The sequence below is a fragment of the Desulfosporosinus acididurans genome (genome assembly GCF_001029285.1).
Classification (GTDB): Bacteria; Bacillota; Desulfitobacteriia; order Desulfitobacteriales; family Desulfitobacteriaceae; genus Desulfosporosinus; species Desulfosporosinus acididurans.
The window spans coordinates 182,082-206,562 of sequence record NZ_LDZY01000002.1; the positions used below are offsets into that span (position 1 = coordinate 182,082).

The 24,481-nt window shown below is 41.4% G+C and carries 21 protein-coding genes, 1 pseudogene and 1 other annotated feature; of the genes and pseudogenes, 12 read left to right on the top strand and 10 right to left on the bottom strand.

The window, feature by feature from the left end; translation table 11 throughout:
* Positions 1 to 75: 75 nt before the first annotated feature.
* From DEAC_RS02945 to nagA, 4 genes are all read left to right on the top strand, one after another.
* Positions 76 to 996: a ComEC/Rec2 family competence protein gene (locus DEAC_RS02945; RefSeq protein ID WP_047808552.1), complete on the top strand. Its 921-nt coding sequence runs from the start codon at positions 76 to 78 to the stop codon at positions 994 to 996.
* Positions 997 to 1,051: 55 nt separating this feature from the next.
* Complete coding sequence (locus tag DEAC_RS02950) at positions 1,052 to 1,261, top strand: DUF3006 domain-containing protein (RefSeq protein ID WP_047808553.1); 210 nt, start codon at positions 1,052 to 1,054, stop codon at positions 1,259 to 1,261.
* 153 nt (positions 1,262 to 1,414) lie between these two features.
* Complete coding sequence (locus DEAC_RS02955; RefSeq protein ID WP_047808554.1) at positions 1,415 to 1,909, top strand: rubrerythrin family protein; 495 nt, start codon at positions 1,415 to 1,417, stop codon at positions 1,907 to 1,909.
* Between the two features lie 108 nt (positions 1,910 to 2,017).
* Positions 2,018 to 3,181 (top strand): N-acetylglucosamine-6-phosphate deacetylase, encoded by a 1,164-nt coding sequence (nagA, locus tag DEAC_RS02960; RefSeq protein ID WP_047808555.1) that lies wholly within the window; start codon positions 2,018 to 2,020, stop codon positions 3,179 to 3,181.
* 214 nt (positions 3,182 to 3,395) lie between these two features.
* Here the strand turns inward: nagA and DEAC_RS02965 are convergent, their stop codons facing one another.
* The 4 genes from DEAC_RS02965 to DEAC_RS02980 all read right to left on the bottom strand — a co-directional run bounded on the left by DEAC_RS02965 (position 3,396) and on the right by DEAC_RS02980 (position 7,036).
* Positions 3,396 to 4,268: a hypothetical protein gene (locus DEAC_RS02965; RefSeq protein WP_047808556.1), complete on the bottom strand. Its 873-nt coding sequence runs from the start codon at positions 4,266 to 4,268 to the stop codon at positions 3,396 to 3,398.
* Between the two features lie 46 nt (positions 4,269 to 4,314).
* Positions 4,315 to 5,769, bottom strand: coding sequence for a HAMP domain-containing sensor histidine kinase (locus DEAC_RS02970; protein ID WP_047808557.1), 1,455 nt, complete (start codon positions 5,767 to 5,769; stop codon positions 4,315 to 4,317).
* Positions 5,766 to 6,422, bottom strand: coding sequence for a response regulator transcription factor (locus DEAC_RS02975; protein ID WP_047808558.1), 657 nt, complete (start codon positions 6,420 to 6,422; stop codon positions 5,766 to 5,768). The genes DEAC_RS02970 and DEAC_RS02975 overlap by 4 nt, the downstream gene beginning before the upstream one ends.
* Before the next feature lie 287 nt (positions 6,423 to 6,709).
* On the bottom strand, positions 6,710 to 7,036 hold the full coding sequence (locus DEAC_RS02980) for a DnaJ family domain-containing protein (RefSeq protein WP_047808559.1): 327 nt from the start codon (positions 7,034 to 7,036) through the stop codon (positions 6,710 to 6,712).
* Between the two features lie 294 nt (positions 7,037 to 7,330).
* On the opposite strand from DEAC_RS02980, the gene DEAC_RS02985 reads away from it, so the two are divergent.
* The 4 genes from DEAC_RS02985 to asrC all read left to right on the top strand — a co-directional run bounded on the left by DEAC_RS02985 (position 7,331) and on the right by asrC (position 11,430).
* Positions 7,331 to 8,326, top strand: coding sequence for an NADH:flavin oxidoreductase (locus DEAC_RS02985; protein WP_047808560.1), 996 nt, complete (start codon positions 7,331 to 7,333; stop codon positions 8,324 to 8,326).
* 277 nt (positions 8,327 to 8,603) lie between these two features.
* On the top strand, positions 8,604 to 9,614 hold the full coding sequence (gene asrA, locus DEAC_RS02990) for an anaerobic sulfite reductase subunit AsrA (protein WP_047808561.1): 1,011 nt from the start codon (positions 8,604 to 8,606) through the stop codon (positions 9,612 to 9,614).
* Positions 9,607 to 10,428, top strand: a complete 822-nt coding sequence (gene asrB, locus DEAC_RS02995) for an anaerobic sulfite reductase subunit AsrB (protein WP_047808562.1) — start codon at positions 9,607 to 9,609, stop codon at positions 10,426 to 10,428. The genes asrA and asrB overlap by 8 nt, the downstream gene beginning before the upstream one ends.
* Positions 10,429 to 10,443: 15 nt before the next feature.
* Entirely contained in the window at positions 10,444 to 11,430 is a 987-nt protein-coding gene (asrC, locus tag DEAC_RS03000; protein WP_047808563.1) for a sulfite reductase subunit C, read from the top strand.
* A 12-nt stretch (positions 11,431 to 11,442) separates the two neighbouring features.
* Here asrC and DEAC_RS03005 read toward each other — a convergent pair whose 3' ends face one another.
* From DEAC_RS03005 to iorA, 4 genes are all read right to left on the bottom strand, one after another.
* Positions 11,443 to 12,567, bottom strand: a complete 1,125-nt coding sequence (locus DEAC_RS03005) for an NAD(P)/FAD-dependent oxidoreductase (RefSeq protein WP_047808564.1) — start codon at positions 12,565 to 12,567, stop codon at positions 11,443 to 11,445.
* 343 nt (positions 12,568 to 12,910) lie between these two features.
* A complete protein-coding gene (locus tag DEAC_RS03010) occupies positions 12,911 to 14,137 on the bottom strand; it encodes a phenylacetate--CoA ligase family protein (RefSeq protein ID WP_047808737.1) in 1,227 nt (408 codons plus the stop codon).
* 9 nt (positions 14,138 to 14,146) lie between these two features.
* A complete protein-coding gene (locus DEAC_RS03015) occupies positions 14,147 to 14,734 on the bottom strand; it encodes an indolepyruvate oxidoreductase subunit beta (RefSeq protein WP_200903081.1) in 588 nt (195 codons plus the stop codon).
* Positions 14,735 to 16,522, bottom strand: coding sequence for an indolepyruvate ferredoxin oxidoreductase subunit alpha (gene iorA, locus DEAC_RS03020; RefSeq protein WP_047808565.1), 1,788 nt, complete (start codon positions 16,520 to 16,522; stop codon positions 14,735 to 14,737). It lies immediately after the preceding gene.
* 72 nt (positions 16,523 to 16,594) lie between these two features.
* Positions 16,595 to 16,873, bottom strand: a binding site (T-box leader).
* 287 nt (positions 16,874 to 17,160) lie between these two features.
* On the opposite strand from iorA, the gene DEAC_RS03025 reads away from it, so the two are divergent.
* Positions 17,161 to 18,177: a resuscitation-promoting factor gene (locus tag DEAC_RS03025; RefSeq protein ID WP_161796411.1), complete on the top strand. Its 1,017-nt coding sequence runs from the start codon at positions 17,161 to 17,163 to the stop codon at positions 18,175 to 18,177.
* Positions 18,178 to 18,437: 260 nt separating this feature from the next.
* The gene (locus DEAC_RS03030; protein ID WP_047808566.1) at positions 18,438 to 19,280 is read left to right on the top strand and encodes a GDSL-type esterase/lipase family protein; all 843 of its coding nucleotides are present in this window, start codon (positions 18,438 to 18,440) and stop codon (positions 19,278 to 19,280) included.
* A gap of 113 nt (positions 19,281 to 19,393) precedes the next feature.
* Here DEAC_RS03030 and DEAC_RS03035 read toward each other — a convergent pair whose 3' ends face one another.
* Together DEAC_RS03035 and DEAC_RS03040 are read right to left on the bottom strand one after the other, a co-directional pair.
* Entirely contained in the window at positions 19,394 to 20,287 is an 894-nt protein-coding gene (locus DEAC_RS03035) for a GDSL-type esterase/lipase family protein (RefSeq protein WP_047808567.1), read from the bottom strand.
* Positions 20,288 to 20,721: 434 nt separating this feature from the next.
* Positions 20,722 to 22,007: pseudogene (locus tag DEAC_RS03040) on the bottom strand (IS110 family RNA-guided transposase).
* A gap of 404 nt (positions 22,008 to 22,411) precedes the next feature.
* Here DEAC_RS03040 and DEAC_RS03045 point away from each other — a divergent pair.
* Positions 22,412 to 22,891, top strand: a complete 480-nt coding sequence (locus DEAC_RS03045; protein WP_047808568.1) for a DUF4358 domain-containing protein — start codon at positions 22,412 to 22,414, stop codon at positions 22,889 to 22,891.
* 46 nt (positions 22,892 to 22,937) lie between these two features.
* Positions 22,938 to 24,344, top strand: a complete 1,407-nt coding sequence (locus DEAC_RS03050) for an MBOAT family O-acyltransferase (RefSeq protein WP_047808569.1) — start codon at positions 22,938 to 22,940, stop codon at positions 24,342 to 24,344.
* Positions 24,345 to 24,481 lie beyond the last annotated feature (137 nt).

Sequence of the window (24,481 nt, forward strand, 5' to 3'; positions counted from 1 at the left end):
GCAAGCGATTGTGAAGAAAAGCATAATTAGAGTCAAATGAGTCAAAAGACTAAATAGTGAGAGGAGTTACCTTAATTGTTATCTCGCAGAAAACTTTTTATCATTCCTTTGGTTATCCTCATTTTGATGGTCTTTTCCGGGTGCAGTCCTGCGGCAACGAAGCCAAATCCTTCAGACGTTCCAACAAAACAAGGCAGCTTGTTACAAGTTCATTTTCTTAATGTTGGCCAGGCAGACAGTATTTTGGTGATGGTGCCTAACGGTCAGACAATCCTTATTGATGGGGGAAATGTTGAGGACGGACCTGGGGTTATCAGTTATCTGAAATCCCAGGGAGTCAAACAACTTACCGCAATTGTTGCCACACATCCTCATGAAGACCATATTGGCGGACTTGCCGCTGTCATTCGCAGTTTTCCGCCCAAACAAGTTTATCTAAGCAATGGAACGGCAAACACTCAAGCTTTTAGAGATTTTATGACCGCCGTCAATGACAGCGGAGCCAAGAAAATTAGAGCTAAGGCGAATACTCAGCTGGATGTTTCCGGGATTACAGGTTTATTTCTGGCACCAAATAGTGAACATTATGAAGATCTTAACAACTATAGTGCTGTCTTAAAGCTAACATATGGTAAGGTTTCCTTCCTGTTCACAGGAGATGCTGAATCTATTTCCGAGGCGGAAATGTTAAAAAGCGGGAAAGATTTAAGGGCAACAGTGCTCAAAGTTGGACACCATGGCAGCAGCAGTTCAACTTCCAAAGCTTTTCTAAAAGCAGTTTCTCCGCAATATGCTGTTATATCTGTGGGGGTTAATAACGATTATGGTCATCCCGCTCAGACGACGTTAAAAAAATTAGCGGGTGCCGGGGTTCAAGTATATCGCACAGATCAAGATGGAACAATCATAGCAACAACCAATGGAAACACCATAGAATTTACTAAAACAGGAGAAACCATTCCATCCAATACCCCGCCTCTTAAAGCTGTGAATTAGAAAAATGAGTCAAAACTATTGAGGAAACCTGAAATTGTTGAGGGAGGATCATATTATGGCCATGATCATTGATCGTTTTGAGGGTGATTTTGCAGTCGTTGAAGTTGATGGACGATCTATGGAAAATATCCCTAAATCTGATATTCCTGCTGGGTCTAGAGAAGGCGATGTACTTCGACCTGTTAACGGCAAGTATGAAATTGATAGTGAGGAAACAAAACGGCTTAGGGACGAGACTGCCAAACTCACCCAAGATTTGTGGTGATATACCCTATTAAGCTGTAATTATTTTTGAAGATACCTGCAGGAGTTGTCATAAAACAGTAGAAGTAGTGATATATATAGTCTTGCGTGCTTTTGTAATGGTCTTATGTTAAGCGGCCAATCATGATGATTAGAGAAATGGGAGGGAACATATATGAATAGCCAAAAAACATTGGAAAACTTGATGAGCGCTTTTGCCGGAGAATCTCAAGCCAATCGGAAATATCTCGCTTATGCCAAAAAAGCGGAGTCTGAAGGGAAAAAGAATGCTGCGAAACTTTTTAAGGCTGCCTCAGATGCAGAAACCATTCATGCTTTAAAACATTTTGAGGTCGCCGAAAAGATTAAGTCGACAACGGAAAACTTAAATGATGCGGTTAATGGTGAAAACTACGAATATCAAACCATGTATCCGGAATTTTTGAAAGTTGCTCAAGAAGAGGGTAACCAAGCTGCCATAAGAACATTTTCCTATGCTCTTAAAGCTGAAGAAGCCCATGCTAAACTTTATCAAGAAGCCTTAGATAACTTGGAGCAGGAGGAAGAAGTATTTTATTATCTCTGCCCCGTTTGTGGAAACATTGAGAAATTTGTTCCGGAAAAATGTCCGATCTGTGGGGTTCCGGGATCTAAATTTATTAAGTATTAGAATATCCTTTAGAAAGCGAGAGCTGCTGCCTAATGAACCGAATAGGTTTGTTTTGCAGCAGCTTTTGCTGCTTCAGGTCAATGTTGTGAATTTAAGGTGGTTAAGATTATGCTAGATCTCCTCATTGAGAAGGGTAACGTCTTAATAAACGGTCGTTTTGAAACATTCGATATCGGTATCATCAATGGGAAAATCGTAAGTTTAGAGAAGAACAGTTCTGATCAGAAAGCATTTAACCGTTGGAATGCTGCCGGTAAAAAAATAGTTCCCGGCTTTATCGATGTCCATACTCACGGAGGAAATGGAGTTGATATTAACAATGCAACGACGAAAGATCTACTTCGGCTCAGTCGCTATTTTGCCGCTCAAGGAACAACCGGATGGCTTGCCTCGATCATCACCGATACATATGAAAGGACCGTCCAGTGTATAGAACAGATTTGTCGGGCTAAAGCGGAGATAAAGGACGGGGCCCAAATACTTGGCATTCATTTGGAGGGTCCCTTTCTCAGCGAGGCTTATAAAGGAGCAATGAATAGGCGTTGGCTGCGAAAAGCCGATAACTCCTTGTTTGAAACCTATCAGAAGTCAGCGGCAGGTTTGATTAACTATATTACGATTTCCCCCGAAGTGGAGGGAGCGCCCGAGTTGGTTAAAGAACTATCGGCGAAAGGGGTTATTGTCTCAATTGGTCATTCGGGGGCTGATTATGAGACTGCCTTAACGTGTATTCGCAATGGAGCGAGGAGCGCGACTCACACCTTTAATGCTATGAGATTATTGGATCATCATGCTCCCGGAATTTGCGGAGCTGTTCTAGAGACGGATATTTTTTGCGAGGCTATTTGTGATGGAAAACATCTTCATCCGGGAATAATAAGACTGCTTCTCAAAACAAAGGGTCTCAACAGAATTGTGGCCATCACAGACAGTATCATGGCAGCCGGATTGCCTGATGGATTTTATAATCTTGGAGTCAGCAGAGTACAGGTCAGCGACGGGGATGCCAAACTTATTAGCGACGGCACGCGAGCGGGAAGCACTCTTACCACGTCTATTGCTTTAAGAAATCTGATGACTTATACCGGTCGAAAATTAGAAGAGGTTATTTTGCTGCTGACAGCAAATCCTGCATCAATGTTGAATCTGGGACAGCATAAGGGCTCTATTCAGATAGGCAAAGATGCCGATCTCGTCATACTTGATGAGCTGCTCAGAGTTGAGATGACAATAGTCGGCGGCAACGTAGTTTATCTCAATTCGAAGCCATAGCAATGATCTCATTTAATACAGGATAAAGCGTCCTCGCTACACTATCCAGTGGAGTGGGGACGCTTTATTTTTGACAGAGTTTTATAAACCTTTATCGCTGCCCATTATGAATATGAACAAAAGTCACTATAGGTTACTTTACTCGAAGATTTGTTGCCAACAGAGTACTCTTTAATCTTTTCTACAAAAGGACGGAAACGAATTTTCTATTGTTTTAACCGACTCCGTTAGCTGTTACCGGATGATAATCCCAGCTTCCGTCATAGCCGTTGGGGAAGTATCGATAGGCCGCCGCTTCTTTATTGTCGCCGGTTAAGCGAACCGCGCAGGCCGAGCCGTCGGATAATTGACACACAACTGAGACGCCGGTTTGCGGGGTTGCTCCTACCACTTTACTGCTGGTTATCGTGACATTTCCCGGCATTAATTTGGCAATATCATCTTCAGCCGTTTTTACCCACTGGGGATCTTGTAGATTTTTATTATCGGCCACCTTATATGAAAGGTCGTAGACACTGGCATCGAGCATTGACCCGGTTACGGAGTTAACACTGGCAAGATACCTTTTGGTGCTCTTGTTCTCATTGGGAGCGTGAAAGATAACCGTCCAGTTGTCTGAGTTCGGTACGGAGTTTTTGGAAAAACTCGCCTCAGCCGTATAACCGGTAAAATCAACGCCATAAGCTTTTTTCAGGATTGCTGCAGCATAAGCGGCAGCCTGTTCTGCTGAAATATCTTTGTCACCGGGAACTCTGCTGGCTAAAATGGTCTTACATTCTTCATCAAGTTTCTCAGGTGTTACGCCAGCATTAACTGCTTTATGTTTGAGTTCATCTTTTAGTTGTGTGAGATCGACTTTTTGCTTAGATAAGTCAACAACTTTGTATTCAGTGCTGATTTTTGCGTTGGAAATCTGAGTTTGGCTATTCCCTTTTGTAACGTTAGCAGAGGAAACGACATTGGCGGAGACGGTTTCCGGTATGTTATTGTTGAGAGCATAGGCCATTGTAGAACTGCTTACGATAATGATCGCGGTTGCTGCACCATAGATCCAGACTTTTTTAGCTGGGGGTATAATCTTGAACATCTTGTTAACTCCTTTTTTAAATAGTTTGTTCGTAGCTACATACAAATTATATCTCAGCGGGAATTAGGGAGTTTTCAGAGGGTTGTAAAGATGTTGTAAAAACAATCTGTATTTTGGTTCCTTTTCCGGGGCTGGAGATGATTCTTAATTCCCCGCCATGCATTTGGGTAACCTCACGGCAAAGGGCTAATCCCAGACCGACGCCGCCGGAGCTGCGGGAACGTGCCTTATCCACGCGATAAAAGGGTTCACATACTAAAGCAGTCTGTTCTTCGTCCATACCGCAGCCTGAATCTCTGACTTCGAGGATGGGAAAAGAATCAAAATAAGCTGAGAGCTCAATGATCGAATGTTCCGCGGAAGCTTTTGCAGCATTGTTAACAAGGTTTATTAGCAGCGACTGCAGGAGGACAGAGTCTCCCTTTAGTTTATCTAGAGTGGAATTAAGGACTAATTTTTGACCTTTCTCCTTTAAGGTCGGTTCTGAGGTTAATTTAACCTGCTTAAGTAATTCCAAAGGGGTGATTTCTTGCAGCTCCAGTTTGCTGTTTCTGATCAGCGCCAGATCCAGTAACTTAAAGGCCAGATTTTTTAAACGGTCAATCTCGCTAATAATATAGTCTGCTGCTTTGAGCCGCTTCGCTTCACTGGTATGGGCGTTTTGCAGATATTCGGCATAGCCTCGAATTGCTGTCAGCGGAGTTCTCAATTCATGGGCCAGATTATCAATAAGACGCTGTTTATCCTGGGCATTTTTATCAAGCTCGTTAATCTTCTCTTGGATGCTTGAAGCCATCTGATTAAAGTTTACGGCTAAATCATGAAATTCATCCTTGCCCGGTATACAAATTCGTTCATCGTATACTCCGCCGGCAACTTTTTTGGTGGCTTTTTGCATGATTCTTATAGGATGGGTGAGTTTTCTTAAAATCAGCAAGAGTGCCAGGGTCAGTATAATTTCAACTAAGGTACTGATGGTGATCAAATAGCGGGTGAGCTGGAAGTGGGTATTATAAAGTTCAGACAGGTCACGCACGTAAGTAAGAGTATAATCGCTGTAAAGCCCCCCGATGTTTCCGGTGATATACAAGTAATGGATTCCGTTGCTGGGCAGAACTTTAATGGTATAGGTGTTATTGGAGCTCTGGGTTTGTCCCTCGGTATTGATGTCAGATTTAGCCTGAGAGGGAATATTAGTAAACACGATCTGCTTGGACTTCTTAAGTTCAAAATATACGTTTTGCGGTTTGTAATAGTCCGCATATGAGCGCATCAAACTTTCTGTTGAGGAAGGCGTTGGCAAAGCCTGGTCACGGTAATATAAACTGTTCATGGTTTCTGAGACACCATTAAGAATAAGTTGGTATTCCCCTAATGCCCGGTCCGTATCTCGCTTCATGTTGAGGGAGAAGCTATAACTGGAGGTAAGGTATAAACAGATATTGATAGAAAAGATGAACACTATTAGAATTCCTAAAAAGGCCTTTTGCCAGAACTTCAAGGGTCCACCTCCAGGCGATATCCTAATTTGTAGACGGTCTTTATTCTCTGTTCCCAATTGAGCTTTTTGCGTAGTTTTTGGATGTGTACATCGACAGTTCGCGTTTCGCCTAAGTAGTCGTAATTCCAGGCCATTTTGAGCAGTTTTTCGCGGGATAAGGCGATGTTCTTATTTTTAATGAGTATTTCTAATAATTCATATTCGCGAAGAGTGAGTTCGATTTCCCTGTCGTCTACTGTAACGATTCTGCTTTCTAAATTAACAACCGTCTTATCAAGGGAAAAGGTATTTGTTGAGCGCTGGGTACGGCGGAGAACTGCTTCAATCCGGGCCAACAGCTCAATGGTCTCAAAAGGTTTAACGATATAATCGTCGGCACCTAATTTAAGTCCTTTAACTCGATCGGCTAGGTTGCCCATGGCAGTGAGAAAAATAACCGGGGTATTTTCGGAGACATACTCCATCAGGGTGAATCCATCCAGGCCTGGAAGCATGATGTCCATAATAATCAGAGAATAGGTATTTTGCTTCATGTAATTCAGTGCTTCAGGGCCGTTATAGGCCTGCTGGCTGGTATGTCCAACTAATTCAAGATTCATAGCAATCAGATCACTGATGGATTTTTCATCCTCAATAATAAGAATATGTGCCATAAAACCACCTCAACTCATATTGTAGCATGCCCTCAAGGTCAACAATGTAATAGAGTTGTAAATTCGGTAGTTATAAGGTAAGGCGGCTGCGTAAAAAGGAGTGCCCCAAAGCAAATCGAAGACCCGCTTTGCTTTGGGGACACTCCTTTAATTATTTCATAGCATTAATAAATAACATCATAAATACTATTTGATTAGGCCTTGCGATTTAAGCCATGCACTTGCTGCATCTTCTCAATAATTGAGCAGCTTGTTTTTGACTTAAGAAATAATCTTGGGCAAAGAGATTATTTCTTCTGTTTTTTATATTCGCTTATTAGGTTATATTTTAATTGCGTCTCTTGCAGCTTCCTCTGCATAGCAAGCCTTTCTTCTTGATCAGGGCAACTTGACATTTCTTCCCTTAATGTTTCCATATCCTTTAACAACTGTACTTCTTCAGGAACAAATCCTGCATTTTTTAAAAGCATATATCCGGCGCGAATTCCTGCGGGAAGACTTGCCCAGTAGTCGAGGTTGATAGGCTTACCCTGGGAAGGGAGGTTATCAAATTCACCGTTTCTAAGGGCCTCTTGAATCCTGTCTTCTGCAATCTTATCGAAAATGTTTGACATCGAAGGACAGCTCCTTAATCCAAACTATAGATTTCATAATCTTATTATATAAGGTTTAGAGAGCTTTTTTAACTTAAATTTGCAATAAAACGGCTAACTTGATGATCTAAGATTTCTCCTGACTGACAAGCCGGAAGAATTGAGAAAACTAATTTTCAAAACGAGCAGAATAGGGGGCCATAAATTAACAGAGGATACAACCTAGAGGCATTATTAATGTTGACAACTCATTCTATTGTTATCAAACTATTATCATGTATAACAGGAACATAAGAAATAATAAGGAGGTCCCAGATAATGTATTTAGATCAACCTTTAGAAAACAGTAAATTAGCCTTAAAAAATAGATTAATAATGCCGCCAATGGCTACTGCGAAATCTGGAATAGATGGGGGCATCACCCAGGATATTTTGAACTATTATGAGGAAAAAACTAAGGGTGGTTATCTTTCTCTGGTAATCATTGAACATAGTTATGTCACTCTTGCTGGAAAAGCCAGTAAAAATCAACTTTCCGTCGCTGAGGATTCTCTTATAGACGGACTGAAAAAGCTGTCTAACCTTATCCGTAATAATGGTTCCAAAACAGTGATGCAAGTTAACCATGCCGGAAGCGCCGCCAGCGAAGAAGTTACTGGTATGAAACCAGTTGGCCCTTCGGCTATAAGTAATCCTTCTAAGGAAAATGCAGTGATGCCTATATCTTTGGACAAAGAGGGGATTAAAGAAGTTGTTAATGATTTCAAAGAAGCTGCGGTCCGGGTAAAAAAGGCGGGATTTGATGGTGTGGAGATTCATTCTGCCCATGGCTACCTCCTCAACCAATTCCTATCCCCCCTGACAAATAAAAGAACCGATGAGTATGGTGGGGATATTACAGGAAGAATCAAAATTCATCTAGAAATTATCAAGGCGATCCGCGAGGCGGTTGGTGACTTCCCGATTCTTCTGCGTATGGGTGCAACGGATTACAGAGAAGATGGCCTTACCATTGAAGATAGTCAAAAAGCCGCATCAGCTTTTGCTCAGGCCGGGGTCGACATTTTAGATATCTCGGGGGGAATGTGCCGATATTCCCTTCCAGGCGTTCAAGAACCCGGATACTTTGCCCCCTATTCTGCAGCTATCAAGGCAGCAGTGTCAATTCCTGTTATTGTTACCGGTGGTATCACTAAAACTGAAGACGCTGAAGTGATTCTTAGGGACAAAAAGGCCGATTTGGTTGGTGTTGGCAGGGCTATTTACAAAGATTCTAATTGGGCCCAAAATGCAATGAGAAGTTTCGAGTGAACTCGTTCAACTGAAGCCGAACATCGGGGTTTCGGTGACGAAGGTGTCCAGCCCATAACAAATGCTATCGCGCTGAAAGGATGGACTCTTCCCTCGCGTTTAAATTAACAGCCAGAGGTTAAATTGCTCTGGCTGTTTTAATTCTTAAACTTGTTTGTTAAAAAGGATTAAGATTTAAGATCTAAGGCAAGCTTTTTGTGATAACAATCACAGTCACAAAAGAGTTAAGGGCTTATACTTAACATTGAAGTAAAAGAAATCAAAGGAAGTGTGAACTTTGGGCTATAGGTTTACCGCCGCGGCGTTTAATCAGCTTCTTGAGAGTCTAAGGGAAAAGTACCGAGTCTATGCGCCGACTTTATTAAAAGGCAAAGGCAAGTTTTCCGATACCGATTTGGTCGGGTATGCTGAAATCTCAAAAATTGAAGACGTTGTCTTTAACCAAAAGTCCTATTTTTCTCCTAAAGAAACCTTTTATCCTGTTACTCAGAGACTTTTCTATTTTAATGAAAATGGGTTTAGTGAAGCTGTTGTTGATGAAAAAGGTATGATTGTTTTCTTGCGTGCTTGTGACATACAGGCGGTAGAACGTCTGGATAAAATAATGTTAGAAAACGGTCTCTCTGCGGATTATTACTATGAGAGACTGAGAAATAAACTAAAGCTGATTGTTATGGATTGTCAGGAGAGCTTTGACAGTTGTTTTTGCGTTAGTATGGGAACTAATAAGACTGAGAACTACAGTGCATCTGTGCGTTTGGAGAACGGTGTTTATCTAAGCGATGTTCAAGAAGACATTGAAGGATTGTTTGCCTTCCATGGTGAGACGATTGAGGTGTCTCCTAAGTTTGTTGAGAGTAATAAGCAATCAGTTAAGGTCCCAGAAAATCTGGTCCTTGAATCGGTGGCTGCAAACCCTATCTGGGAGGAGTATGGTTCACGCTGTATTGCCTGCGGACGCTGTACTGTCGTCTGTCCCAGCTGTAGTTGTTATACAATGCAGGATATTTTCTATGACGATAACCCTAAGTGCGGAGAGAGACGTCGGGTTTGGGCCAGCTGCCAGATCGATGGTTTTACAGATATGGCCGGGGGGCACAGCTTTCGCCGTAATAATGGAGAGCGGATGCGTTTCAAGGTTATGCACAAAATAAAAGACTTTAAACAAAGATTCGGAGTTCATATGTGTGTTGGATGCGGACGTTGTGACAATGCCTGTCCCGAATACATCTCCTTGGCTCACTGCATCGACCGCCTGGGCAAAGAGGAGGCAGGAAACCGTGGTTAAAAACAGCTATATACCCTTTAAGGCTAAAATTCTCGCTAAATATCAACAGACCGAACTGGATTGGACCTACCGTTTAGAGTGCCAGATACAACCTATTGCCGGTCAATTTATGGAAGTCTCCCTTCCCGGAGTCGGGGAATGTCCGATTTCCATCAGTGACTTTGGGGATGGCTATATCGAAATGACCATTCGCAGGGTTGGCCAGGTGACAGGGGGTATCGATAAGCTAGTTCCGGGAGATTATCTTTTCCTGCGAGGCCCTTATGGGAAAGGGTTTCCTCTGGAGTCCTTTTACAATAAACATTTGATTATCGCCGCAGGTGGAACAGGACTTGCTCCTGTCAAAAGTGTCATTAATTACTTCTATGCTCGTCCGGAGCTTTTGCAACGGTGCGATATTTTAACCGGATTTAAAACCCCTAACGACGTTTTGTTTAAACATGACTTAGATAAATGGGCCCAAACGTTCAGAGTTGAAGTTACCGTTGATAAACTTGATGAGTCTGGAAACCTCGAAGTAATCGCCAATTCTTGCAGCCGCAGAACAGGTCTTATTACTGCTTTGATTCCGGATGTAGAGATACCCTCCCTGGAAGATGTGCGGGTTATCATCGTTGGTCCGCCGGTCATGATGAAGTTTACTGCTCAAGAATTCCTGTGCAGAGGCTTAGCCAAAGAGAACATTTGGGTCTCTTTTGAACGTAAAATGTCTTGCGGCCTTGGCAAATGCGGTCATTGCAAGATTGACGAAACGTATGTATGTTTGGAAGGTCCGGTATTTAATTTTGCTCAAGCGCAAACTCTCTTGGATTAGTTGGAGGGATTTAGGATGACAATTAATACAAAAAAAGTTATGAAAAATGCCTGGCGGATTACGAAAGACAGAAATCTTACCTGTCTGCGTCTCAGGGTACCCGGAGGTCATTTGCCGGTAAAGCTGCTTCCGCTGGTCCAGGAAATAGCTGAACGCTTCGGCAATGGCGAAGTTCATCTCACGACAAGACAAGGCTTGGAAATTCCTGCTATTCCTTTTGAGTACATGAAGGAAATTAATGCTCTCCTCGAGCCATTCCTTGAGGAACTGGAAGTTAATATCGGAGTACTCCTCGAGCAGCCTGCTCAGGGTTATCCTGCGGCTGGGACACGAAATGTAGTAGCTTGTATCGGCAATAAAGTTTGTACTAATGCTGTGTTTGATACGACGGCTTTAGCTAAGGATATCGAGAAAATTATTTACCCTAATAATCCCCACGTTAAAATTGCAGTCACCGGCTGCCCCAATGACTGCGTAAAAGTTCATATGCATGATATCGGCATTATTGGACAGGTTGAACCTCTTTACGATGCCCAGCGCTGCATTAACTGCCAAGCCTGTGTTAAAAATTGTGCCAAGGTTTCTACCGGGGCTCTTTCCATAGTCAATTATAAAGTGAAACGAGATGCTTCCCGCTGTATAGGCTGCGGCGAGTGTGTTTTGAAATGTCCGACAGGTGCCTGGACTCGGGGCGGACAATATTATCGAGTTGTGGTTATGGGCAGAACCGGGAAAAAGAATCCTCGTTTAGCTGCTCCATTCCTGGAATGGGCAGAACGAGAAGCAGTCCTGCGGCTGTGTAATAACCTTTATGATTATATTGATAAGCACATTGACCGTTCTCTTCCTAAAGAACATGTTGGTTATATCCTGGATCGCACAGGCTATCCTGTCTTTAGAGAGGAGATGCTTAAGGGAGTTGAATTGGGCCCGAAAGCAAAAACAGCCAATTATTTGGATTTCTCAGGATACACCTATGATAAAAAATGTCTTTTTGACTAATTTGGTCAATAATTAGTACATTAAATCCTTTACTTTTTCAGCCAAAGTCAGGGAAGAGGTTAAACCGGGCGATTCTATGCCGATGAGGTTAATTAACCCTTCAAAACCGCGTTCGGCTTCATGACAGACAATGAAATCGCGAACGGGATCACCAGGGGCCTGAATTTTTGGGCGTATGCCGGCCATGTCAGGCAAGAAATCCTCAGAGTCTAAAAATGGCATATACGTTGTGACGGCATTATAGAACTCCTGCCCATGAGCTTCATCTACATCATAATTCAGGGTTTCGGTATAGAAAGCATTGGGGCCGAACCTCAGCCGACCATCCAAGGATTTGGTAGCATGTATACCTAAGCCCTTCAGTGCCTTGAGGGGAGGCGGATAAATAAGATGTGACACCAGTGCGGATTTGGAGCTCGGAACACTAAAATATTCTCCTTTGCAGGGATAGATGCGGTAACCGCTGTTATCAATGTCAATCCCCAGGAAGGAAGGAATATGATCTGAATTTAAGCCTGCACAGTTGATAAGCCATTGGCAGCGCAGTGTTTCGAGTTGGCCTGCCGGGTTGCGGTAAGTCACCTCATAGCCCTTATCCATGTGTTCAACACCTTGGACGTTATGCTGATAGGCTATAACGGCTCCTTGTTCAAGAGCTAACCATTCAAGTCTTAACATCAACTGGTGAGAGTCAACGATCCCGGTAGAAGGAGATAAGACGGCGGCGACCGCGCTAATGTGGGGCTCTAATCGGGCGATCTGATCGTTGTCGATAAGTTCCAGATCATTAACTCCGTTCTTTTGCCCCTGTTCCAGAAGGGAGTCCAGTACTGGGATTTCCTGTTCACTTCGGGCAATAATTAATTTCCCAATTCGTTGATGAGGAATATTCCAAGCCCGGCAGAAGTGATAAAGGCGTTGGTTGCCCTCAACACATAGGTTTGCCTTGAGACTTCCTGATGGATAATAAATACCGGCATGGATGACTTCGCTGTTGCGGCTGGAGGTTTCCTGCCCAAATTTGCTATGCCGCTCAAGCAGGACCAGAGAACGATCATTGAATTGCTTTGATAGTTCCGCAGCGACGGCTAAACCGACGACTCCCGCTCCGATAACAACAATATCTACTTGCTCCATAGCTACCGTCCCTTTTTGTCAATTGTGAACGTAAATTTTCCAAGGTATTACTAGTCTTACTCTATAATTATAAGCGTTATGTCTTGGTATTTGTCAACATTTCCAAACTGTGCTTGATCTTTTTTTTAGAGAGTGAACTGGGAACCGCCCCCACTGGGAGAAGTGGGCGTCTTACAATTGGATTAAAGTAAAGTAAAACCCGAGAACTTCCAGCAATTAGGATTTTCTCGGGCTATTTGTAATATCAGAAAGTATAATCTGAAATTATAATCTTCGGTTGTAGACTTTCATCTAGCTTCAGTGCAACTAACCTGCCGCTGCCGCCAGAGGCTGGCAAAAGCGCTTAATATCTGTTATCGAAAATCCGCGTGGATTTCTTCTCACTTCGGGGAAGTTCACCAATGGCAACAGCCTTTGGCACAATTGTGATTCCGATTTTTGCTTTACAATGTTGCTTGACGTTCTGTTCAATGACTCGTTTATCGGCTTCATTCTCCGTTTCAAAGAACACCGTCATAATATCTTTCCCATTCAAATGGTCAATAATGACCTGATATTCACTGCTTGCTCCCTCAACTTCCCGCAGCATTTCATCAATTTGCGCCGGAAAAATATTTGTGCCTTTAACTTTAACCATATCGTCGGTTCGGCCAATCAGGGTATCGATCCTTGGATATTTCAAACCACAAGCACATTCTCCTGGTATGAACCGCGTCAGATCGTGAGTGCGATAGCGAATGAGCGGAGCGCCTTCTTTACGGAGAGTTGTAATAACCAACTCGCCGATCTCCCCAAAAGGAACCGGTTCTCCGGTATTATGATTAATAATCTCAAAATAGAAATAGTCATCCCAATAATGCATGCCGCATTCTTGATCACAGCTCATAGCGATGCCGGGCCCGTAGATTTCAGTCAAACCATAGACATCATAGAGCTGAACTCCGAGTTCATTGGCTATGCGGCGGCGCATTTTTTCTCCCCAACGCTCTGAACCAATGATGCCCTTAGTAAGATGAATTTTATCTTTGACTTTGCGTTTGGTGATCTCTTCCGCTAAAAGTAAGGCATAGGAAGACGTCGCACATAAAACTGTACTTTTTAAATCTTTCATCATCTGAATTTGCTTGTCCGTATTCCCAGGTCCCATAGGAATAACCATAGCACCTAACAGTTCTGCACCGGTCTGAAAACCTATTCCTGCAGTCCATAAACCATAACCGGGCGTGATATGGACTCGGTCTAAATTGGTTAACCCGGCAGTTTCATAACAGCGTTTGAACATTTCTGCCCAATCAGCAACATCCTTTTTAGTATAGGGAATGATTACCGGAGTACCCGTCGTGCCGGAAGAGGAGTGAATACGAACAATTTCACTGTCGGGAACTGCCTGAAGTCCTAAGGGATAAGCCTCTCTTAAATCGCCTTTGTCAGTAAAAGGGAGCTTTTCAAAATCCCCTTGGCTCTGAATAGCCGTTACATCGATGTCTGCAAATCTTTTCTTATAAAACCCATCGACTCGGGAAAGTTTGACAAGCATTTTTTTAATAGCGTCAAATTGGGCCTGATTCATCATTTTAAATTACTCCTTTATGGCGGTTTTAGCGCCTGCACGCAATGCTTTTAGATTCATCGCAATAAATTGCTGTGGTAATTTATGCTCAATGGTTCGCTCTATTTCTGCCAAAGAAATATCGAATACACCGGCAGCTGCCGCCGCTCCCAGCAGGGCAATATTTAAAACTCTAGTGCTGCCGCAGGCAGCGAAGATTGGCTCAACATCAATAATGATCAGACGTTTGACATGACTTTTCAGGTAGTCAAGCATTTCTGTTCCCTCATAATTCGTGTTGGCAAGAGAGTCTGTAACCGGCTTGATATCTTTTTGGCTGACAATGACAATTCCTTCTTCTTTTAAATAAGGCAAGCTTCTCACCGCTTCGGCAGGTTCAAAGCCAATAATAACATCGGCGGACCTGAGGGGAACCAAGGGAGAATGAATCTCTTCACCAATTCGGACATGGCTGACGACACAGCCGCCGCGCTGTGCCATACCAATAGTTTCCGCTGTGCGGACGTTTTTGCCCTTGCCCATGGCCGTTTGGGCAATGAGTTTCGATGCAAGTACCGTACCTTGACCGCCGACCCCCGCTAAAATGCAATTAATCATTTAGTTTGCACCTCCGATTGCCTTAAATGGACAGACTTGTGCACATATTGAACAGCCATAACATAAGGAAGCATCAATTCGAACTTTGTTATTATCTTTAACAATAGCCGGACATCCCAATTCCTTAATACATAGTTTACAGCCTGTACATTTGTCGCTGTCAACTGAAAAGACAGGTGCCGGGTCGGCAACAGCAATGCAGGGGGATTTAAAGATAACAGCGGATATCCCCTTGTTGGCGGCTGCTTCTTCGACGGCTGCGCTAGAGTCTTGGAGGTTAAAAGGATTCATCGTTGTAATATGCTTAACGCCGAGTGCTTTCAGCACTTCGCTGATCTTGATTTTTTCAGAAATGTTTCCCATCATTGTTTTGCCTGTTCCCGGATGTGGTTGGTGACCGGTCATAGCAGTTGTTGAGTTGTCTAAGATAATAAGAACAATATCTGTCTCATTGTAAACGGCATTAATGACACCGGGTATACCCGTGTGGAAAAAGGTAGAGTCTCCGATAAAAGCAAAATTTACCGCATCGGGTTCTGCTCGATGAAGGCCTTGGGCTATGGTAATTCCGGCGCCCATGCAAAGGCACGTATCAACCATGTCCAAGGGCTTGGCGTTTCCTAACGTATAGCAGCCGATGTCACCGGAGAAAACGGCCTTTCGCCCTTTCATCGCTTGTTTTACGGCATAGAAAGAAGCTCTGTGCGGACAACCTGCACATAAAACAGGCGGCCTGACGGGAAGAGCCGGCATATCCTCAGAGGGTTTTACAGGATGAATTGGGATTCGCAAAAATTCAGAAACGGCCTTACTGACTGACTCGACTGAATTTTCCCCGGCGTTTTGGATATGCTTTGTCAGCTTGCCCATAATTCTCACAGGTAAATGATGCTTTCCGCATAAGTAAACCAATTCTTTTTCAATAACAGGATCTAATTCTTCGATTACGAGAACTTCATCAAGGCCTGTCAGGAATTCGAGAGCCAATTTCTCCGGGAAAGGATGCGGTGTAGCCACGCGGAAGATTTTGCATTCTCCCTTTAGGTTTGATAATGCTTCGCAAGTATAGGCATAACTGATTCCTCCGGAAGCAATCCCCTTTTTACCGCTTCCCTGCAGGGAATTATAGCGATAAGACGAAAAATCTTCACTAAGCACAGGCTGTCGTGCTTCCATTTTCAAATGATTGAGGTAAGAAAGCCGGGGGAAAATTGCCCACTTGGGGTCTTTAATGAAGCCCTCGGCTTTAACTTCAAAGCGTTTTTCTTCAAGATCGACTGTGGCATAACCATGGCATACTCTGGTAGTTGGACGGAATAACACGGGAGTATTATATTTCTCCGAGTATTCAAAAGCATCACCGATCATCAGATAGGCTTCTTCGGGAGAAGAGGGGTCAAAGACAGGTAATTTGGCAAAGATGCCAAAATGCCTGGTGTCCTGTTCCGTTTGTGAAGAGATCGGGCCGGGGTCATCGGCGACGACGATAACCATGCCTCCTTTGACGCCAAGGTAGGCCAGACTCATTAAGGGGTCTGAAGCTACATTTAGTCCAACCTGTTTCATGGTTACCATGGTTCGAAACCCGGCGAAAGCAGCGCCAGAGGCAACTTCCAATGCCGATTTTTCGTTGACAGACCACTCAACATAGATGCCGGGATTCCTCTTAGCAACTGTTTCCAGGATTTCAGTTGAAGGTGTACCTGGATATCCTGTAACGACTCCGACTCCGGAGCGAATTGCACCCAGAGCGATAGCCTGATTGCCCATTAATAACTCTAATGCCATAGTCTTACCTCCCTGATATGATTTTCAAAATAAAGGTTTCCTAAAAGCAAAAAAGCCATATCACCCACATAAATATGGGGCGATATAGCTCGCGGTGCCACCCAATTCAGAAACCGGCACTTTCTCGGAAAGTTGGTTTCTCTTCAAAAGGTACGCAACGCAGGTGTCAAACCTTAGTATTAATACCCTTCCCTTATAACGCAGGGACAACGGCGCGGGCTAGTTAAGCATTGCTCTTTTACCCTGCTCCTCCCAGAACCATTCGCTGATTTCCACTGCACCGGACCTTTCACCAATCGCCGGCTCGCTTCTCAATATTCATCAGTTACTTTTTCTGATCATAGGATTTAATTTAAAATTTACTTAATTTTAGATGGAATAAGTTCCTTTGTCAATAGGCACCTGGTAAGCTCTCTCGTGCAGATGCGGTGAAATGCTAAAATATCTGCAGGTATTTGCGGTCAAGCTATTTACTTATTATGGAATATTTTCCTGCTAATACAACTAATATTTACTTAAACGCAATTATATGATACAATAAGCCAACATCAGGGTGACAACTTCGCTAAACCTCCTTTGTTATCATTTAAAGTGGGGTGAGTTTCATAGTAAACTTAAGAATCAAATGTTTAAATATTTTGGCAAAGATTAGAGGTGATCTTAAATCTAATAAGAAAAATTTACTTAAAACTATCTTACCTTTAACGTTAACAGCACTTTTTGCTGTTGTGATTATTATTTTAATCACAAGAAAATCCGTATGCATTATTATTAATGGCAATTCGAAAAATGTCATTACCTATAAATCTAATGTAAGTCAAGTGTTATTTAGCGAAGGTGTTAAAATATCTCCTTATGATAAAGTTACTCCAGCGCTGGATTCGAAAGTAACTAATCATTCGACCATAACTGTAAAACATGCCGTCGCTGTAAATTTAACCCTTGAAGGGAAAGAAACTACAAAATACTCTCCTGAGGATAATGTCAAAGACTTCTTAACCTCTCAAGGAATCGTCGTAGGTTCGGAAGATAAAGTTACCCCTGAAAAAGAAGCTAAATTGTACAATGGGATAAAGATTGATGTGGTTAGAGTTGAGCATAAGACTCTTTCTTCCCTGGATACGGTTGCCTATAATACTATTAGAAGGCCTGACAGCAGTTTGCCTAATACCTATGAACAAACGGTGCAAGAAGGACAAAATGGAGAAAAACAAACTATTTTTGATACAATCTATGAAAACGGTAAAGAGATTTCAAAGAAAATTATAGATGAGCATTTCACGAAAAAGCCCGTTGATAAAATTGTAGTTGTCGGCACCTTTCCTTCAATGCCTGTATCTAGAGGCGGACAACAAATTGATTATAAAAAAGTTATTCAAGTTAAGTCGACAGCCTATTATGCTGTTCATGGTGTTGGCAGTACTTACACTAGTTCTGGACGAATGGCAGTGAGAAATCCGGACGGATACAGCACGATTGCCGTAGACCCCAGCGTTATACCTTATGGGACTAAAGTTTTTGTCGAAGGTTATGGCTTTGCCGTTGCCGCTGATACCGGTACGGCAATTCGAGGAAATTGGATTGATGTTTTCTTTGATACATCTGCGGAAGCTCGCAGATGGGCTGTTAAATATGTAAAAGTATATATTCTTTAAAACATCCCATAGCGGGTATAATCGAAATGGTTCTAATAAGTACGGATTATGAAAACTCTAGCAGGAAGCTAGAGTTTTTTTGGCTTTAAAGCATGTTTGGAAAACAATAAGAGGTAGTGGTAAAGATAATGCAGAAAGGCTGGTACATCAATATCTATATATGGTAAAATATGTAAACGAAACAGAAGCTTTGTTTATGGACGCTTCATAGGTCTAAAGCGATTGATGTTACACAATTCGCGAGAGGAGTTGTAGGATAAATGACTAGCTTTAGAAAATACAAATACTTAAAGAAACCTATCAATTGGTACCTATCGCTAAAAGCCACGATCGTTACAGGGCTATTGTTTTTATTGATCTTTGGCTTTTTCTTGCCCTTAAGGGCTGGAAAAGCAAACAATCCCACGCAATCTCCTGATTCAACAGCAAAGGAAACCCAGACCCAGACCCAGACTAAAACCAGAACAATCCCCGCTTCTGCGCCCTCAACTCAAACTATTGTTCAATCCGAATCCCAATCGAGATCTTCATTATCGACTATAGTGCCAAGCAGAGAAATAAAGGCCGACTTTTCAAATGTAATATTTGTCGGTGATTCAATAACATATGGATTTAAGAAGTCTCACAATACTGTAGTAAAACAGGACCACGTTTATGCCAAAATTGGGGCTCATGTTTATGAAGGGGCTAAACTTTTGGGAGACAACAGCAATATAATCAGGAGTCGATGTAATGGTTCGGTAGATTATGTATTCCTGATGTTTGGAGCAAACGATTTTGGCTATGATATGCGTTCTTACCAAAAATGGTATAAAGAATTAATAGAATCCACAAAAAGGATGTTCCCCGAGTCCAAAATTATTTTGCAATCTGTGATGCCTATGAAGAGTACCATTGATCAACCGCAAAGGAATTTGGAGCCGCAAAAACTGAATAAGATTGTAAAAGCTGTAGCTGCTGAAGAAGATGTAACGTATTTGGATATTTCCAAGAGTATTCCTAATGCGACAAATTTACTTCTTTCAGATGGATTGCACTTTAAATCAGAGTTGTATCCCCTCTGGATTGCGGTGATTAAAAATAATGTTAAACAACTATTATAATTCTCAAGCTGGTTAGAGCAATTTTAAAAAGGACCTCCATGCAAACGTAAGGCCGCTGCTATAAAACGATTCAGTCGTTTAGCAGCGGCTTCTTTTGGGTAATCAGGATATCGCTATAGAGCATTGTTTTGCAGAAAGTTTAACCAAGAAGTATAAAAAGACGGTTTATAGTGTATGCCATCATTGGCATAGTAACTTTGATTAAAGTTAACTAAAGATGAAGGATTAATAAATCCAACATTTTCATTATTGGCTATCTGGAAGATTGCCGAATTATATTCGTCAATATTAACATTATTTAAAGAGGGATTTCTTTGAGTTGCTTGATTTTGCACAGGAAGGATAGATTGTACATATATTTTGGCATTTGGGCATTCGGCCTTGACCGTATTTATTAAGTCGGTATAGTGCTGAGTAAATTGGGCCTTTGTATATTTTCCCACGTCATTAACTCCACACATAATAAAAACTCTTTGCGGATTCTGTTTTGCCGCCGAATCAACCAACTGTCTAACCTTGTCAGTACCAATTCCAACTTGGGCATAGACCTTGGAATCATCCAACAGTTTGTAGGCAGATAATCCTTTCGTTATTGAATCTCCTAAAAACACATCATTATTAAATATTTTATTGTAATTGCTGTTAGATGAGGTGGAGTATATGGGCTGGTTCTGTGAATAAATTCGGGCAACTTGATTTTTATCTTCCAAAGGCAGCGAACCGGTTTCATGTTCGAGAAGGGTATGGGCAATTAAATTAGTAAAAAGCTGATTCGTGAGCATATTATTATGGACGCTCAATATATTAGGGAATGAATTATCTGAATTATCAAAGCTTGAGGAATTGGAGTTAAATAGACCGGAAGAGTCTTCAGTATGTAAAAGTTCGTATTGCAAAAATGTTTCAAAGCAATTGAGAAATGCAGGCAGTTCGCTTTTGGTGGAAGATTCTTGATTAAGAGTACTGGATTGAAGTAATGTTGCTAAATCAGGATTAGATATATACATTATTGTTATATCCTCCCTATAATATCTTGATATTTTCTTTAGATATCTCGTATTTTCATAGAATTCCTAGCTAACCAAATTAGCTCACCACGGATAGAATTCGCATAAAATGTCTAATTCGGAGAAATTGGATATGGCAAAGCCAACGTCTACTATTTGTGGATATGTTGGCCGTTGTAAACCCATGATTCTCACGGTGGTAAACCTCCCATGTCTAACAGGGTCAAGATTATAAATCTGCCCTAAATTCCTTCGTTCCACCTATCCATGATTGGGTGTCAGTTATGCTCCTCTACCGAGTCCTTGCTCTAATGGAAAAATATGCGACTGACTACCAGCTCTTTTGTTTTGCTAGGTTACCTGGATTGCTCGCTTCTGTGGTGACGCTTTAACCCACAGATCGTTTGTTTCTTATGGTTTCGCTGCTATTCTAATTACGCTGCTAAATGCTCAACTGGACGATGAATGTCCTTAATTAGCTTTTCTGGATCGTATTCTGTACCTTTTGTTAATATTGCATAGAACACCCGAATTAGTTTACAGCTTAAGGGCAATTAGTGATTGTTTCTTCTTCAGGGGATTCTTGATCCTTGTTGTGTAGTAGTTGTGTATCTCTGCAAACTCTGCGTTTTTTTGCGACTAGCGGCATCACTGCTTGAAATAGGATTGCCCTCAGTCGTGCGCGGCCGCGCTTACTGATCGTGGTCTGTCCCTTGTGCTTACCTGAGCTGCTTTCTCGTAAGGCTAAGCCCGCAAGCTTTTGGATCTGCTTTGGAGAATTAAAGCGTCTAATATCTCCAACTTCGGAGAGAAAGCCTGCCACGGTAACAAGGCCAACACCTTTAATTTCAAGTAACTTCGCTACTTCTGGTATCTGACGGCACAACTCATCGATGGTTTCTATGACTGCCTGATATTGTGCTGTTTTAGTGTGATAGTCTTGGAGTAATAGCTGAATTTCCATTCGGGAACAAGACTCTCCTTCGGTGCAACCAATGCTCTTCTGAGCAGCTTCATACAGGCTCTTAGCCCTTTTCATTCCGACTGCTCTCAACTTGTTGTCTCTCCAAATTCGGTTTATTCCTTCTACTCCAAGTCTTTTGATATCCCTAGGTTGCGGGGCAACTTGCAGAACCAGCATGCTACTTGTCGCATCAAACTTTCCAAACACCGTTTCATGCTCGGGAAAGTAGATTTTCAGCCACCTCTGAATGCGATTTTTTATACTGCTCATTTCCTTTTGGATGCGCATTCTGCAAGCCATCGCTATTCGCAGTTCTGCATAGATCCCCTCCGGGATATAGGGCTCATTGTATCTCCCCTCGATGACCAGCTTAGCAATTGTTTTGGGGTCCTTAGCATCCGTTTTGCTGGGGTGGTTGTCATCAAGCTCCTTACTACGCTTTACATGGAATGGGTTTACGAGGACTAGCTTAATGCTTTGCTCTTTTAGATATGATGCCAGGCCGAACCAGTAATGGCCGGTTGGCTCTGCGCCTACCACTATGCAGTCCTTTTGTGCTTGACCTTTTAAACGTTCAATCCATGCATAGAAATCCCTGAATCCTTCAGCACTGTTTTCAAACTTGAATACTTTGCCCAGCTCTACTCCTCGCCAGTCGAAAGCCCTGGCGTAATGAAGCTCGCTGGCGATGTCCACTCCGATAACAATACTTCTTTCAGAAAGTTGCTTTAGTTTCTCGTTTTGTGTAAAATTCATTTGGGATGACCTCCGTTATTTTGATTGGATTCTGTTGGCCAACAGTCCTTTCAAATTGTAACGTGAGGTCTTCTTTTTGACAAAGCTCATTTTTTCCTACTACAGGAATGCTCCTTTCTGAACAAAGAACTAGTATCTAACATCGTCATCTTAGATTATGCTGCCCTGAAGAATCGTATAGCTTTTTTGCGATATTTTGCTATAAATATACTATTACGAGACTTCTAAATCAAGATTAGAATTGGAAAATTCACCGTAATAATAATTTAAACATACTGTAATAATTCTGTAATAATTTGCGTCTTGACAAGGTTTTCAGATTAATATAGCCTATACTTATGAGTTTATTCACATATTACCAAGAAATTTGGGTACTTATTTACGAAAACGGGGGATAAAGGGAAATGGTGAAAAAGTTTGGAATTATTTCTTTAATGCTGTTAATTACGGTCATAACCTTAGTTGGATGTGGTTCATCGCAAACAGTAGCGGCTAAAGACCCTTCTGCGGCAGATATAGTTCAGAAAGTCAAACAAACAGTTGATATTTCTAAAATGAGACTTGCAGATGCTGCAGAATTAAAGAAGTTATATGGCATAAATAGTGACGAACTTTCTGATTTCGCACTTTACACGGCATCTTCTAATATAAAAGCTGATGAATTAGCTATTTTCAAAGTTAAAAATTCTAATGATATTCAAAGTATTAAAGACCAAATTAAGAAACGCATCAATAAGCAAGAAAGGAACTTCGGCGGATATCTTCCTGACGAGACATATCTTGTTCAACATAATATCGTCAAAGCTAAGGGGAATTTTGTTATCTTAATTATTTCCAAAGATGCTGACAAAATTTCCAGTGCAATCGATCAAGTGCTTAATTAGTGTTTTTAAATCTAATTTAATTTGATTTCGTTTAGGAAGTGGCAATTTGGTTTTTAGTAGTCTGCTTTTTATCTTTAAATTTTTGCCCATTACTCTTCTTTTGTATTATATCGTACCAAAGTCTCTAAGAAATATTGTTTTAATTCTTGCCAGCTTAATATTTTATGCTTGGGGAGAACCTGTCTATATAGTAATTATGCTTTTCGCAATAGTCTTTGATTATACTAATGGGCTGATTATTGAAAAAAATTCTGCGAATATCGTTATAAAAAGATTGGGCTTAATTGCGTCTTTAGTAGTAAATCTTGGCCTGCTAAGTTTTTTTAAGTACTATGGTTTTTTTGTCAGCAACGTTTCGGCCTTATTTCATCTTAATTTAACGATTAAAAGTCTTCCTTTACCTCTGGGAATTTCCTTTTATACGTTCCAGTCTATGTCATATATTATCGATGTTTATTTAGGGAAAGTCCCTGCACAAAAGAAGATTTTAGCCTATGCTACATTTGTAACTATGTTTCCTCAACTTGTTGCTGGGCCGATAGTACGGTACATTGATATCTCAAAGCAGATAGACAACAGAAAACAAAACTTAGTTCAATTTTTAGATGGCCTTGAGCTTTTTATTATCGGGCTAGCTAAAAAGGTTTTGCTTGCTAATAATATTGGCATCTTATGGACCAGCATCAAAGCAACTCCGCAGGGGGAAATATCTATTCTCACAGCATGGATAGGAATTATTTCCTTCACCTTTCAAATTTACTTTGATTTTAGCGGCTATTCTGATATGGCTATCGGCCTTGCCAAGATGCTTGGTTTTGAATTAAATATAAACTTTAATTACCCTTATATATCCAGGAATGTTACGGAATTTTGGCGGAGGTGGCATATATCACTCGGTACATGGTTTAGAGAATATTTGTACATACCTCTTGGGGGAAACAGACAAGGTAAATGGAAACAACTGCGAAATTTGTTTGTTGTATGGTTTTTAACAGGCTTTTGGCACGGAGCTAACTGGAATTTTATTGTGTGGGGTTTATACTTCGGAAGTTTTGTAGTATTAGAGAAATTCTTCTTATTAAAATGGCTTAACAATAAACCCAGATTTATAGGTCATGTCTATACACTTTTGGTTGTCATTGTAGGCTGGGTATTTTTTGAGTTTGACAGCTTAAGTCAAGGGTTAGGGTTTATTAGAACAATGTTTGGGATTGGAGCTAATAAACTGATTGATGGGCATTCATTATACTATCTCTATACTAATGCCATATTGTTTGTTATACTCGCCATTTGTTCCACACCTCTTATGCGTAATTTATTGAATAAATTTAAGAAAACTATGAAAGTAACCGGAACCATTGCTATTCCTGTTGCCTATATGCTCATTGTCGTATTATGTACTGCCTACTTAGTTAATGAAAGCTATAATCCATTTTTATATTTCAGATTCTAACTCAACTTTCGCTTGAAAGTTGAGTTAACTATGCGCGATAGTTATGTAATTTTGGAGAAAGAAGAATTATTTTGAAGAATTATAGTTTATCATATAAATATTTTTTGGGAATTTTCGTGGGTATATATATCTTCTTA

Coding starts and splice junctions, on each gene's coding strand:
- DEAC_RS03035 (WP_047808567.1), bottom strand. CDS start 20,287: ATGTATATATCTAATCCTGATTTAGCAACATTACTTCAATCCAGTACT.
- DEAC_RS03005 (WP_047808564.1), bottom strand. CDS start 12,567: ATGGAGCAAGTAGATATTGTTGTTATCGGAGCGGGAGTCGTCGGTTTA.
- DEAC_RS02950 (WP_047808553.1), top strand. CDS start 1,052: ATGGCCATGATCATTGATCGTTTTGAGGGTGATTTTGCAGTCGTTGAA.
- DEAC_RS03030 (WP_047808566.1), top strand. CDS start 18,438: ATGACTAGCTTTAGAAAATACAAATACTTAAAGAAACCTATCAATTGG.
- DEAC_RS02980 (WP_047808559.1), bottom strand. CDS start 7,036: ATGTCAAACATTTTCGATAAGATTGCAGAAGACAGGATTCAAGAGGCC.
- nagA (WP_047808555.1), top strand. CDS start 2,018: ATGCTAGATCTCCTCATTGAGAAGGGTAACGTCTTAATAAACGGTCGT.
- DEAC_RS03015 (WP_200903081.1), bottom strand. CDS start 14,734: ATGATTAATTGCATTTTAGCGGGGGTCGGCGGTCAAGGTACGGTACTT.
- iorA (WP_047808565.1), bottom strand. CDS start 16,522: ATGGCATTAGAGTTATTAATGGGCAATCAGGCTATCGCTCTGGGTGCA.
- DEAC_RS03045 (WP_047808568.1), top strand. CDS start 22,412: ATGGTGAAAAAGTTTGGAATTATTTCTTTAATGCTGTTAATTACGGTC.
- DEAC_RS03010 (WP_047808737.1), bottom strand. CDS start 14,137: ATGAATCAGGCCCAATTTGACGCTATTAAAAAAATGCTTGTCAAACTT.
- DEAC_RS02965 (WP_047808556.1), bottom strand. CDS start 4,268: ATGTTCAAGATTATACCCCCAGCTAAAAAAGTCTGGATCTATGGTGCA.
- DEAC_RS02955 (WP_047808554.1), top strand. CDS start 1,415: ATGAATAGCCAAAAAACATTGGAAAACTTGATGAGCGCTTTTGCCGGA.
- DEAC_RS02975 (WP_047808558.1), bottom strand. CDS start 6,422: ATGGCACATATTCTTATTATTGAGGATGAAAAATCCATCAGTGATCTG.
- asrC (WP_047808563.1), top strand. CDS start 10,444: ATGACAATTAATACAAAAAAAGTTATGAAAAATGCCTGGCGGATTACG.